Annotated in this window: 15 protein-coding genes; 6 read left to right on the top strand and 9 right to left on the bottom strand. The window is 64.8% G+C overall.

Translation table 11 applies throughout. The annotated features are described in order from the left end of the window. The first annotated feature begins 104 nt into the window (after positions 1-104). From EOA16_RS04635 to EOA16_RS04660, 6 genes are all read left to right on the top strand, one after another. Entirely contained in the window at positions 105-605 is a 501-nt protein-coding gene (locus EOA16_RS04635; protein WP_127255900.1) for an Lrp/AsnC family transcriptional regulator, read from the top strand. After that, on the top strand, positions 602-1765 hold the full coding sequence (locus EOA16_RS04640) for a saccharopine dehydrogenase family protein (protein ID WP_127255902.1): 1164 nt from the start codon (positions 602-604) through the stop codon (positions 1763-1765). The genes EOA16_RS04635 and EOA16_RS04640 overlap by 4 nt, the downstream gene beginning before the upstream one ends. 113 nt (positions 1766-1878) lie before the next feature. Beyond that, positions 1879-2667, top strand: coding sequence for an ABC transporter substrate-binding protein (locus tag EOA16_RS04645; protein ID WP_127255904.1), 789 nt, complete (start codon positions 1879-1881; stop codon positions 2665-2667). 117 nt (positions 2668-2784) lie between these two features. Further along, positions 2785-3456 (top strand): amino acid ABC transporter permease, encoded by a 672-nt coding sequence (locus tag EOA16_RS04650; RefSeq protein WP_127255906.1) that lies wholly within the window; start codon positions 2785-2787, stop codon positions 3454-3456. After that, positions 3453-4127, top strand: a complete 675-nt coding sequence (locus EOA16_RS04655; RefSeq protein WP_056591389.1) for an amino acid ABC transporter permease — start codon at positions 3453-3455, stop codon at positions 4125-4127. The genes EOA16_RS04650 and EOA16_RS04655 overlap by 4 nt, the downstream gene beginning before the upstream one ends. Before the next feature lie 56 nt (positions 4128-4183). Further along, positions 4184-4912: an amino acid ABC transporter ATP-binding protein gene (locus EOA16_RS04660; protein WP_164754124.1), complete on the top strand. Its 729-nt coding sequence runs from the start codon at positions 4184-4186 to the stop codon at positions 4910-4912. Positions 4913-4923: 11 nt separating this feature from the next. Here the strand turns inward: EOA16_RS04660 and arsK are convergent, their stop codons facing one another. From arsK to EOA16_RS04710, 9 genes are all read right to left on the bottom strand, one after another. Next, positions 4924-6165: an arsenite efflux MFS transporter ArsK gene (arsK, locus tag EOA16_RS04665; RefSeq protein ID WP_127255910.1), complete on the bottom strand. Its 1242-nt coding sequence runs from the start codon at positions 6163-6165 to the stop codon at positions 4924-4926. Beyond that, positions 6158-7585, bottom strand: a complete 1428-nt coding sequence (locus EOA16_RS04670) for an NAD(P)-binding domain-containing protein (protein WP_127255911.1) — start codon at positions 7583-7585, stop codon at positions 6158-6160. The genes arsK and EOA16_RS04670 overlap by 8 nt, the downstream gene beginning before the upstream one ends. A 44-nt stretch (positions 7586-7629) precedes the next feature. Beyond that, a complete protein-coding gene (locus EOA16_RS04675) occupies positions 7630-7950 on the bottom strand; it encodes a metalloregulator ArsR/SmtB family transcription factor (RefSeq protein ID WP_056591381.1) in 321 nt (106 codons plus the stop codon). Positions 7951-8013: 63 nt separating this feature from the next. Then, entirely contained in the window at positions 8014-8436 is a 423-nt protein-coding gene (gene arsC, locus EOA16_RS04680; RefSeq protein WP_127255913.1) for an arsenate reductase (glutaredoxin), read from the bottom strand. Further along, complete coding sequence (gene arsB / locus EOA16_RS04685) at positions 8433-9497, bottom strand: ACR3 family arsenite efflux transporter (protein WP_164754125.1); 1065 nt, start codon at positions 9495-9497, stop codon at positions 8433-8435. The genes arsC and arsB overlap by 4 nt, the downstream gene beginning before the upstream one ends. A gap of 108 nt (positions 9498-9605) precedes the next feature. After that, the gene (locus EOA16_RS04690; RefSeq protein WP_127255917.1) at positions 9606-9938 is read right to left on the bottom strand and encodes a metalloregulator ArsR/SmtB family transcription factor; all 333 of its coding nucleotides are present in this window, start codon (positions 9936-9938) and stop codon (positions 9606-9608) included. Between the two features lie 72 nt (positions 9939-10010). Further along, the gene (locus EOA16_RS04695; RefSeq protein ID WP_127255919.1) at positions 10011-10709 is read right to left on the bottom strand and encodes an RES family NAD+ phosphorylase; all 699 of its coding nucleotides are present in this window, start codon (positions 10707-10709) and stop codon (positions 10011-10013) included. Next, positions 10703-11113 carry an MbcA/ParS/Xre antitoxin family protein gene (locus EOA16_RS04700; RefSeq protein ID WP_127255921.1) on the bottom strand — a complete coding sequence of 137 codons (411 nt, stop codon included), beginning with the start codon at positions 11111-11113 and terminating at the stop codon, positions 10703-10705. Before EOA16_RS04700 ends, EOA16_RS04695 begins: the two co-directional genes overlap by 7 nt. Positions 11114-11488: 375 nt before the next feature. Further along, positions 11489-12922, bottom strand: coding sequence for an aldehyde dehydrogenase family protein (locus EOA16_RS04710; RefSeq protein WP_127255923.1), 1434 nt, complete (start codon positions 12920-12922; stop codon positions 11489-11491). Positions 12923-12970 lie beyond the last annotated feature (48 nt).

Below are 12970 nucleotides of genomic sequence, written 5' to 3' on the forward strand. Positions count from 1 at the left end.
CAGCGCTGAATCATTGCCTTGCATTTCAAATATTCGTGACGTAGCTTGTTTGCACATTGGCAAAAAAATCGCCAATCTTTTTTCCTTTTGTGAAAGACGAGACTTTGCGGGAACATCTCGATCTGACCGATCGGCGGCTGGTCAAACAGCTGTCGCAGGATGCACAGCCGGGGATCAACCGCCTCGCCGAGATCTTGGCGATTTCGGTGCCGACGGTGCGCACGCGGCTGCGCAACCTGCTTGACCGCAACCTGGTCAAGATCGTCGGACTGCTGAATCTGACCGAGCGGCCCGAACTAATCTCGGCCATTGTCGGCATCAACGCACAGGGGCGCGGCCGGGCTCGCGAACTGGCGCAGCGCATTGCCGAACTGCCCTTCGTCAACTCGGCCTCGGTGGTCACCGGGCGCTTCGACATCATCGTCGACGTGACGGTGGCCGGCGACGTCGCCGACCTCTACCGCGTTACCAGCGAGTTGATCCCGGGCGCCGGCGAGCCAGGCGAAGTCGTGCGCAGCGAAACCTTCGTCGTCATGGCGTCCTGCAACAAATGGGTCAGCCTGCCGGAAGGCTGCTGGTCGGACGACCGCAAGGAGCCGGCATGAAGATCGCGGTACTCGGCGGCCTCGGCCTGCAAGGCCGGGCGGCAATCGCCGACCTAGTCGCCAGCGACGGCGTCGAGGAAATCGTCTGCGTGGACACCGCGCCGGATGGCCCGGCCCGGCTTGCCGGCCTGACCGATCTTGCCCGTGTGCGCTTCGTCGTGCCTGAGGGCGCGATCGGACCGGCGCTGGCCAGTGTGCTTGGTGATGTTGACGCCGCCATCGACCTGTTGCCGCAGCCGCTGATGCGCGAGGCGGTGCAGGCCGCGATCGCCACCCGCACACCGCTGGTCACCACGAATTACGCCAAGTCGATCACCGACCTGGCCCCGGCCGCCGAACGGACCGGTGTCTCGATCATGACTGAATGCGGGCTCGACCCCGGCATCGACCTCGTGCTCTACGCGCGCGCCGCCAGGCAGTTCGATTCGATTTCTTCGATCGATTCCTATTGCGGCGGCATCCCCGAACCGAAGGCGATGGCCAAGCCGCTGTGCTACAAGGTGAGCTGGAATTTCGACATGGTCCTGGTCAGCCAGAACCGCGACAGCGTGATGATCGAGGACGGAAAACGCGTCGCGGTGCCGGCCGGCCAGCAGCACGACAACCCCTTCATCCATGAGATCGAGGTCGCCGGCCTCGGCAGGCTCGAAGCCTTCCCCAATGGCGACGCGCTGCACTATGTCGAGATGCTGGACGCCGCAAAAGGGTTGCGCCGCTCCGGCCGCTACACGCTGCGCTGGCCGGGGTGGTCGGCCTTCTGGGCGCCGCTGAAGGAGCTTGGTTTCCTCTCTGAGGACAAGGTGCCCGGCACCTCCAACAGCCCGCGCGAATTCCTCGGCCGGCTGCTCGGCCCGCAACTGCAATATGGCCCCGGCGAAAAGGATCTTTGCGTAATGCGCAATGTCTTCTCCGGCCTCGAAGGCGGCCGCACCAAAACAGTGACGTCGGACCTGATCATCGAACGCGATCTCGTTTCCGGCCTGTTCGGCATGAGCCTCGGTGTCGGCTATCCCGCAAGCATCGTGGCGCAGATGCTGGCGCGCGGCGAGATCACCAGACCTGGCCTGCTCAACCCGCTGCTGGATGTGCCCGACATCAGGTTCTTCGATGAGCTGGCCAAGCGTGGCATCACGGTTTCCGAGACGGTGGCACGGGACTGAGGAGAAAAGATTTTCGAACGGTGGCTGCCGCCGGCAACGGCGCTGCCGCTCAAAAAGCACCCCCCAGGGGTGAAACAACAACGTGGAACAATAAAACAAGGAGGAATACCGAAATGAAGATTGCCAGACTTTTCATCGCCGGACTTGCGCTTGCCGGCCTCACCGCCGCGGCCAGTGCCGGAACGCTCGACGATATCACCAAGCGCGGCGAGTTGCGCGTTGCGGTGCAAACCCAGGGACCGCCCTTCTCGCTGGTCGGCGCCAATGGCGAACGCACCGGCAGTTCGGTGGAACTTGCTGAACTGATGGCCAAGGAAATGGGCGTCAAGATCACCTTCCTCGACTTCGACTGGGACGGCCTGATCCCGGCACTGCTGTCGGGCAAGGCCGACCTCTTGGTCGCCGACATGACGCCGACGCTGGCGCGCGGCATGAAGGTCGCGTTCACCACGCCTTACATGTACACGGGCAGCACCGTCTTCACCAAGGCCGACAGCAAGTTCAAGACCACCGAGGACTGCAAGGCCAAGGGCACCAAGATCGCCGTGCTGCTCGGCGCCACCGGCGAAAAGGAAGCCAAGAACGCTTTCCCCGACGCCGACATCAAGAGCTACAAGGGCGGCGGTCCGCTGCTGCTCGACGCCGTCAACAACGGCCAGGCCGATTGCGGCGTCAACGACGTCTCGGCGGTCAAGGGCCAGTCGACCGCCTATCCGGCCGGCAGCTTCACCATCATGCCGGACCTTCTGTCGAAGGAGCCGCTTGCCTTCGCCACCCGCTATGACGAGCCGGACCTGTTGATCTGGATGAATCTGTTCCTCAACCAGGTCACCATCGACGGCCGCCTGCAGAAGAACCTCGACTACTGGGTCAATTCCGACGCCTGGAAGAAGGATCACTAAGGAATTAGCGAGTAGGAAGTAGCGAGTAGCGAATGGCCGTTCCGGCCATACTTTGCCGCTCCCTAATTCCCTACTCGCTATTCGCCCTTCCCGTGCTCTGGGGATTTTCACCCAACGATGCTCGAAAATTTCAGCTTCCGCACCATCGTCGAATACCTGCCGCTGTTCGGACAGGGCCTGGTCACGACCGTCTGGCTGTCGGCGCTGTCCTTTGTCGGCGCGCTCATCGTCGGCATCGTGCTGTGCGCCATGAACCTGCAGCGCGGCTGGCTGTTTCGCGTGCCGGCCAAGGCCTATATCGATGCCGTGCGCGCCACGCCCTTGCTGGCGCAGCTCTATTTCCTCTATTTCGGCTTGCCCCGGCTCGGCTTCGTCCTGCCTGAGTTGGTCGTCGGCATCCTGGCGTTGTCGCTCAACAGCGGCGCCTATATCGCTGAAATCATTCGCGCCGGCATCCTGTCGATCCCGCGCGGCCAGGTCGAGGCCAGCGTCGCCTCGGGCATGACCTATGTCCAGCGCATGCGCCTTGTCGTCCTGCCGCAAGCCTTCAAGGTGACGATCCCGCCGCTGCTTGGCCAGGCGATCGTGCTGGTCAAGGATTCCGCCCTTCTGTCGCTGATCTCGGTTTCCGAACTGACACGCGCCGGCCAATTGCTCGCCTCCGACCGCTTCATGCCGGCGGAAGGTTTCCTCACCATCGCCGCCTTCTACCTGCTGCTCTATTACGGCCTGAAAGGACTGGCTGGCCTCTCCAGCCGCTGGCTCGGCACAGCGGGGGCGCGGACATGATCTGGCAACAGCTGCAAAGCCTCGCCGGCTCCTATCCGCTGGCCCTGCGCGGCCTCGGCATGACCGTGGTGCTGTCGCTGATCAGCCTGGTGCTCGGCACCTTGCTCGGCTTCGGCCTCGGCATCCTGCGCACCGGCGGCAACCGGCTGATCTCGGGCTTGATCGGGGCCTGGGTCGACCTGATCCGCGGCACGCCATTCCTGGTGCAGATCTTCCTGATCTTCTTCATCCTGCCGGAGTTCGGCATCGAGCTCGACGCCTTCACCGCCGGCATTATCGCGTTGACCAATCTGGCCGCCTGCTTCATCTGCGAGATCGTCGTCGCCGGCATCCGCTCGGTGCCGACCGGCCAGGTCGAGGCGGCACTCGCGTCCGGCCTGTCGCGCTGGCAGCGCATGCGCCAGGTGGTGCTGCCGCAGGCGATGCGCATCGTGCTGCCGCCGCTGGTCGGGCAATATGTGCTGCTGATCAAGGATTCTTCCGTTGTCTCCGCCATCGGCCTCACCGACCTCACCCGCGTCGGCTGGCTGGTGGTGCAGCGTGTGCCCAACGGCCTCCTGGTCTTCTTCCTCGTCGGCGTCGGCTATTTCATCGTCTGCTATCCCTTGATCATGCTGGCCCGCCGGCTCGAACGCCGCATGGGTGCCGCACATGGCGAGGTACAGTTGTGACAGCCAATCCCAAAGGGCCAACCGCCATGACCAAAACCGGCATGACCAAAACCGGCATGATCGACTTTCGCGGCGTCAACAAATGGTTCGGCTCGCTCAATGTGCTGAAGGACATCACGCTCAGCGTCGAACCGAAAGAAGTGGTCGTCGTCTGCGGCCCGAGCGGCTCCGGCAAGAGCACGCTGATCCGCTGCGTCAACGGCCTGGAGGCGATCAAGGACGGCGATCTCGTCGTCGATGGCCAGCGCCTTGGCGACCCCGCCACCAACATGACGCAGCTGCGCACCGAGATCGGCTTCGTCTTCCAGTCGTTCAACCTCTACCCGCACAAGACCGCGCTCGAAAACGTCACGCTCGCCCCCATCCATGTCCGGAAGATCCCGCGCGCTGAAGCTGAAAAAGCAGGCCGCGAACTGCTGGCCAAGGTCGGGCTTGCCGACAAGGTCAACGCCTATCCGGCACAGCTCTCCGGCGGCCAGCAGCAGCGCGTGGCGATCGCGCGTTGCCTGGGCATGCGGCCCAAGATCATGCTGTTCGACGAGCCGACCTCGGCACTCGACCCCGAGATGATTTCCGAAGTGCTCGACGTCATGGTCGCGGTTGCCGAGGAAGGCATGACCATGATGGTGGTAACCCACGAAATGGGCTTTGCCCGCAAGGTCGCCCAGCGCGTGGTGTTCATGGACGCCGGCGCCATCGTCGAAAGCGGCACGCCGGAAGAATTCTTCTCGCACCCGAAGACCGACCGCAGCCGCGCTTTCCTGAGCAAGATTCTGCGGCACTGAAGCAGGGTCGGTCAGGTCGCCTCTTCCGGGCTGCCGCCAATCGCGAACGCGACCCGGCCAGCGCGCCGTCTCAAAAGCGCGATGGCGAGGAAAGCGATGACGCCGCTCGCCGCGACGACCGCCAGCACCCATAGCGAATTGGCGACGGATGTCCGCGCCATCATGAACGCGAGCGCGAACGGCGCGAAGGCCGAGGTAAACTGACGGGCAGCGCTCGCCCAGCCGAGCCGCGCACCGTAGCCCTCGCGGCCGAAGAGTTCGAGCGGCAAGGTGCCGCCGACGATGCTGGTGAGGCCGGAACCGAGGCCGAACAAGAACACGAACAGGAAGGCGCCGGGCAGCCATGGCGTGGTCAGCAGCAGCGCGCACAGCCCGGCCGTGAGCAGCAAGGCTGCGATGACGGCAAGGTGCGTCTGCTGCAGGCGCCCGCCAAACAACATGTTGATCAACCGGCTGGCGACCTGCGCCGGCCCGAACAGCGTCGAGACGAAGAGGCCGGCGGTGCCGAGCCCAAGGGCCGCCGTCAGCGGCACCATGTGGATGAGGATCGCCGACAGCACGAAGCCCTCGGTGGCGAACCCCGCCAGCATGAGCAGGAACGCGGCCCGGCTGCGCCGCGCATCGAGCGGCGCGCCCGCTTCATGGGACGACCCGCGCTCTTGGCTCGCGGCCGTCACGTGACGGCTCGACAGGCGCATCATCCAGGCGTGGATCGGTAGGCAGAGCCCGAGATTGAGCGCGGCGAACAAGAGATAGACCTCGCGCCATGTCAGCTGCGCATGCAGCGCCGAGGTCAGCGGCCAGAACAGGGTCGAGGCGAACCCGGCGATCAGCGTCAGATGGGTGATGCTGCGCTGCGGTCGGGGAACGCCGATCTGCACGATCGCAACGAAGGCCGCGCTGTAGAGGACGAAGCTGGAGGCCAGTTCCATCGCCAGCAGTGCCAGGACGAAGGTCACGCGGCCGGGCGCGACGGCGCACAGCGCCAGCGCCATCGCGGCCGCGACCGAGCCGACGGCCATCATGCGGCCGGCGCCGAAGCGGTCGGCCCACCGCCCGGCAGTCGGCGCGAACAGGCTGCCGGCAAACAGCGAGGCGGACAGGGCTGCGAATACCCAGCCTTCCGTCAGGCCGAACTCCTTGGCCATTGCCGGCGCCAGGATCGAGAAGCTGTAATAGAGCGTGCCGTAGCCGATGATCTGGGTCAGCCCAAGCGCCCAGATCGCCTTGCGCAGGACGGATCGGTCAGGCATCGACGCCGGCCGCCATATTCTCTCGCGTCTCGGTGGCCGGCGCGGTGGCGCAGCCGCAACCCGATGCGCCGGTTGCCTTGGCGTCCGCATCCCTGACGCAGCAGGCATCGACAGCGGCGGGGGCGGGCCCGCCACAGCAGCCGGCGCTTTCCGATACCGTCACGACACCGACGGCGCTGCACACGCCGGTCTCCGGCAGCACCAGCCGCACCTCGCGGGCCGCGGCATGGTCTCCGGCAATATCGGCCACCACCGAGCGGACCTGCTCGTAGCCGGTCGCCATCAGGAAGGTCGGGGCGCGGCCATAGGATTTCGAGCCGACGATGGTGAAGCCGGGTTCGGGATGGGAGAGTTCCGTGATCCCATGCGCGGGGACTGTACCGCACGAATGAAAATTCGGATCGATCAGCGGCGCCAGTGCCGGCGGCGCTTCCACGGCGGGATCGAGCGCGATGCGGATTTCGCTGAGGAACGACAGATCGGGCCGGAAGCCGGTGGTGACGACGATGCGGTCGACGGGCAGGCTGAACGGCTTGCCACCCAGGCTGGCGTCGATGACGAGCCCTTCGCCTTGGGCCTCAATGCGGTTGACGGCGAAGGGCGCCAGCATGTTCAGCCTGCCGTCCGTCATCGCCTGCCTGGCGGCCAGCCCAAGCGCGCCGCGTTCCGGCAACTGGTCGTTCAGCCCGCCGCCGAGCAATCTCTCGATGCTGGCGTGGCGCAGCGCCCAGAAGATTTCGGTGCCCGGCGCCGCATCCTGCAGTTCCATCAGCGCCAGCGCGACGTTGATGGCCGAGTGCCCGCCGCCGATGACCAGGACGCGCTTGTCCGCATAGTGTTCTCTCGCCTTGCCGACCACGTCGGGAATGCCATAGGCGATGCGTGCCGACGCCTCGCCTTCGCCGGCAACCGGCAGCCCGTCGACGCCGATCGGATTTGGCCGCCACCATGTTCCGGACGCGTCGATGACGGCGCGCGCGAGAACGCGGTGTTCGCCGCCGGCATCGCGATAGCGGATGACGAAGGGCGCGTCCTTGCGGCCCTCATTGGCGACCTTGTCATGTCCCTGACGGGTGATCGCGGTCACCTCGGCGCCAAGCTTCAAATTGGCGGCGATCGCGGGAAGCCGGCCAAGCGGCGCCAGATAATCGCGCACGATCTCGCCGCCGGTCGGCAGGCCCTGGCTGTCCGGCGCCGTCCAGCCGGAGCGGTCGAGCAGCGCCCGCGCCGCCGCATTGATGTTGTATTCCCACGGCGAAAACACCCGCACATGGCCCCATTCGAGCAACGCGGCGCCTACGCTTTCGCCGCGCTCCAGGACGAGCGGACGGATGCCGCGCTCGACCAGATGCGCCGCGGCAGCCAGCCCGACCGGGCCGGCGCCGATCACCGCGACGGGTAGGTTTGCCATCATGTCCATAGGTTCGATCCTTCCGGTATGTTCGAATTAAAGGCGCAAAAAAATCAAGCCAGTGCTTTGCCGACGGCGGGCGCACAAGTGGCGTCGGCGCAGCACTCGTCGGCGAGATAGCCGATCAGCGCATTCATGCCGGGATAGTTGGCGCGGCAGATCAGCGTCGTCGCTTGCCGCTCCTGCGTGACAAGGCCGGTGTCGACCAGCCGCTTGAGGTGGTGCGACAGCGTCGAGGACGGAATGTCGAGCTTGCCCTGGACACTGCCGACGGCAAGCCCGTCATCACCGGCGCGCACCAGGATGCGATAGAGCTGAAGCCGCGTCGGGTTGCCGAGCGCTTCGAGTTGGGCGGCTGCTTTTTCGAGTTTCATGGAAATAGGCTATGCGAGACTTTTCGCGCCGTCAACTCAATTTCGAAAATTATGGAAATAGTGTCAGACGTCTCGCTTGCCTGGAGCGTAAATGACCACCTCGCCATCCTCCTTGGTGAACGCGCCGATCTCCGGGTTGGGCAGGATGTCCAGCACCCTTTCCGACGGCCGTGCCAGGACGACGCCGAGCGGGCTGACCACGATCGGCCGGTTGATCAGGATCGGATGAGCCAGCATGAAATCGAGGATCTGCTCGTCGCACCATTTCGGGTCGGCAAGGCCGAGTTCGGCATAGGGCGTGCCCTTCTCGCGCAGCAGGTCGCGCGGCGTCATGTCCATCGCCGCGATCAGCTCGACCAGCCTTTGTCGCGACGGCGGCGTCTTCAGGTATTCGATCACCTCCGGCTCCTCGCCCGACTGCCGGACGATGGCCAGCGTGTTGCGCGACGTGCCGCAATCGGGATTGTGGTAGATGGTGATGGTCATTTCGAGGCCCTCTCAGTCGACATGGTATTCCGGACGGCGCCGCCCTTCTCGTACCAGCCCTTGCTGCGGTTCACGATCCACACCACCGACAGCATGACCGGAACCTCGATGAGCACCCCGACGACGGTGGCAAGGGCCGCGCCCGAATTCAGCCCGAACAACGCGATCGCGGCGGCCACCGCCAGCTCGAAGAAATTCGACGCGCCGATCAGCGCCGATGGCCCAGCCACGCAGTGCCGCTCGCCGCTAAGGCGGTTGAGCAGATAGGCAAGACCGGAGTTGAAATAGACCTGGATCAGGATCGGCACTGCCAACAGCACGATCACCAACGGCTGTGCGATGATCTGCTCGCCCTGGAAGCCGAACAGCAGCACCAGCGTCGCCAGCAAGGCAATCAGCGACAAGGGCTGCAGCGTGGCAAGCAGGGCATCGAGTCCGGCCTGTCCCCTCGCCGCCAGCAGCCGGCCCCGAACCAGCTGCGCGACGATGACCGGCGCGACGATGTAGAGCCCGACCGACAGCATCAGCGTGCCCCATGGCACGGTGATCGCCGACAGGCCGAGCAGCAGGCCGACGATAGGCGCGAAAGCGACGATCATGATCGCATCGTTGAGCGCTACCTGCGAAAGCGTGAAATTCGGCTCGCCGCGCGTCAGGTTCGACCAGACGAAAACCATCGCCGTGCAGGGCGCCGCGGCGAGGATTATCAGCCCGGCAATGTAGGAATCGATCTGCACGGTGGGCAGCCACGGCCGGAACAGCCAGCCGATGAAGAGCCAGCCCAGCAGCGCCATCGAGAACGGCTTCACCGCCCAGTTGATGAACAGCGTCACGCCGATGCCGCGCCAATAGGTGCCGACCCTGGCCAGCGAGGCGAAATCGACGCGCAAGAGCATCGGCACGATCATCAGCCAGATCAGCACGGCGACGGGAATGTTGACCCTGGCGATCTCGGCCGACGCGATGGCGCCGAACACGCCCGGCAGCAGATGACCGAGCACGATGCCCGCGACTATGCACAGTGCCACCCACACCGTCAGATATTTCTCGACGAAGCCGATGCCGGGCCGCACCGCCTCACTCGCGGTCAGAGCGTGATCGGTCATGATGATTTTCCTTTTTTGGACGGCGCGCGACAGATGTTGAATATCCGGGCAGCCATGCGCGGCTCAGCAGTCACAGGTCACGGCATTGATGACCGGACGGCAGAGCTCCGGCGCGCCGTTGCAGCAATCTTCCATCAGATAGGCCAGCAGGTCGCGCAAGCCGGTCATGTCGGCGACGTAGCGCACGGTCCTTCCGTCGCGTTCGGGGCGGATCAGCCCGGCATGGGCGAGCACCTTCAGATGCGCCGACATGGTGTTCTGGACCGTGTCCAGTCTCGTTGCGATCTCGCCCGCCGGAATCCCTTCCGGCCCGGCACGCGCGAGCAGCCGGAAGACATCCAGCCGCGTCGCCTGGCCAAGTGCGGCCAGCGCGTTCAAAGTGCCCTTCTTATCCATATCCGAATCCTTGGATTTATGGATTCGTGAATATCGACTCCCCCAGGATCTGTAAAGGGTATCCGCCCGCCATCACGTGACGGCAAGCACCTTTCCCGTATCGTGCTGGCGCACGAAGTCCACGCGGGCGCCGTCCCAGTGGTAGCTGTAGTGGCGGCCCTGCACCGGAATGGTAATGACATCGGGCCAGAAGATGCCGATGCAGCTGCCGCCCGGCATGCGCACGCTGTTCCACACCAGCCCGTCACTGCCTCCCGCCCGCAGCGCCCGCCCTTCCGCCTGCGAGGCGGAATAGTCGTCCGGATCGAGCACGCCGGGCACGGCGTTGACGTCATCGAGGTCGCGGTCGACGCTGCCGATCAGCACGCGGAAATCCGCCGTCCAGCCCGGCCCCTCGTTGGTGGCCCGCATGAATTTCTGGTGGTGGTGGATGGTTTCGGCGAGCGCGACGTCCTCGCTGTCGCCGGCATAGTAGATGCCGTAGCTGCCATCCGAGAAGCGACCGGGCCGCAGCGTCGAACAGTGCACGAAGGGCGCCATCACGAAGCTGGCGCCGGGGCCGGAAATCCGCCTTGCGGCAGCCACCTTGCCGAGGTCGCCGATCTCGAACCTTATACGCGGGTTGGTCTTCGCCTCGACCGAGGCCAGCGCCTCCCAGTCGCGCGGATCAGCAATGTCCTCGAACAGGTCGATCGGCGGGTGGATGGAGCGGATGATGCGGAAGGTCTGGTGCCAATGGACGCCGCGCCGGACCGCAAGCCCACTCACCATGCACCACGCTCCGCATCGAGCCATTCGCGCATCGCCGAGAGATCGGAAATTTCGCCGCGCAGCATCAGGTCAAGCGCCGACTGGCCGCCAAAAGTGGCATTGGGCTTGCGGATCCAGGCATAGCCGCGCGCCGGTTCCGTGAACAGATAGCGCAGGCCCTTATGGATGCCCATCAGGTGCGCCATGCGGGTGCGCAGGTCACGGTCGATCCTGCCGACGCCGCCTTCCTTCCAGCGTGCCCATGTGCGTGCTGACATACCGCCAAGCAGGATGCAGGCCTCCAGGTCGGTGAGATTCCAGGCCTTGAACAGATTGACCGTGGTGCGCGCCAGAGCGCCAGCCTCGTCATCCGATATGACGCTGCCAACCGTGGCCGGTGTCGTGACAATGGACTGAAGCTGCATTTTGTTGCCTCGCTATTGGCAGATATATAGCATGCATTTGCCAATTGGCAAAGAGCAGCGCTGCGAGGCAGGCAAACTGGTTCGCAACGATGATCGTTTCCACCTTGGCGGACCACCAATCGCCGAGGCCAGCGCCGCCCCTCATCGCCCTGCCGGGCACTTCTCCCCGTATAGTGACGGGGAGAAGGGGCTGGCCGCAACGCTGGCGCCCTACTTGCAACGCTGGTGATTGGCGAAACCGGCGATGAGAGCATCCTCCCCCCGTCACTATACGGGGAGAGGATGCCGGCAGGCAGGTGAGGGGCGGCGCCAACTTTGGGCGATTGGCCCAGATCCAGAAGTTGCGCACCGCATGTCGCGGCGCGCTGTTGGTACCTACTCCGCCGCCTCATACCCCGCGATGCCCTTGATCTCGAGGAAATCCTCGAGCCCATATTCGGCATATTCGCGACCGTTGCCCGACTGCTTGTAGCCGCCGAACGGCAGGCCGGCGTCCCAGGTGGGATAGTTGATGTAGACATTGCCGGTGCGCATGCGCGCCGCCACTTCGCGCGCCTTCTTCATGTCCTTGGCCTGGATATAGGAAGCGAGGCCGTAGACGGTGTCGTTGGCGGTCTCGACCACCTCGTCGACGCTGTCATAGGGCATGATCGCCAGCACCGGCCCAAAGATCTCCTCGCGCGCGATGCGCATGTCGTGGGTGACGTCGGCGAACACCGTCGGTCTGACATAGTAACCGCGGTTGAGTTCGGCCGGACGGCCGGGGCCGCCGGCGACCAGCGTCGCACCTTCGTCGATGCCGGCCTGGATCAGGTCCTGGATCTTGTCGAACTGGACCTGGCTGACGACCGGGCCGAGCTTGGTGCCGGCAGCGTCGGCGGGGCCGACGGTGAATTTATCCGCGGCCGCCTTGGCATAGGCGGCCGCCTCGTCATGGCGATCGCGCGGCACGAACATGCGCGTCGGCGCGTTGCAGGACTGGCCGCTGTTGCTGAAGCAGCCGGCGACCCCCTTGCTGACGGCGCTTGCGAGGTCGACATCCCCTAACAGGATGTTGGCAGACTTGCCGCCAAGCTCCTGGTGCACGCGCTTGACCGTATCGGCGGCGGCCTTGGCCACCAGGATGCCGGCGCGGGTCGAGCCGGTGAACGACATCATGTCGATGTCGGGATGGCTGGACAGCGCCTGGCCAACGCCCGGTCCGTCGCCATTGACGAGGTTGAACACGCCCTTCGGCACGCCGGCTTCGTCCAAAATTTCGGCGAAGATGATTGCGTCGAGCGGCGCGATCTCGGAGGGCTTGAGCACCATGGTGCAGCCGGCGGCAAGCGCCGGACCGACCTTGCAGGTGATCTGGTTGAGCGGCCAGTTCCACGGCGTGATCAGGCCGACGACGCCGATCGGCTCCTTGACCACGAGATGGTTGCCCTTGACGTGGCGGAATTCGAAGTTCTTCAGCACATCCGCCATCTTCTGCAGATGCGCCAGACCGATACCGACCTGGCTGTCCAACGCCATCTGGCGCGGCGCGCCCATCTCGCGCGACACGGCAACCGCCAGATCGGCGCTGCGCTTCTTGTAGACAGCGATGATGCGGTTCAAGAGTTCGAGCCGCTCGCCGACCTCGGTGAAACCAAAGCTGTTGAAGGCGCGCTTGGCGGCAGCCACCGCCTTGTCGACATCGGCCTTGGAGCCTAGCGAAATCTGCGCAACGGCGTCCTCATTCGAGGGATCTATGACGTCCAATGTGTTGGCCACAACAGGATCGACCCACGCGCCATCGATATAGAACTGCAGATTGTGTGACATGGTTTTCTCCTTGGCCGCATGGCCGCGCCGGGCCGTCATATCTGGGTG

This window comes from Mesorhizobium sp. M7A.F.Ca.US.008.03.1.1, from assembly GCF_003997495.1.
Taxonomy (GTDB): domain Bacteria; phylum Pseudomonadota; class Alphaproteobacteria; order Rhizobiales; family Rhizobiaceae; genus Mesorhizobium.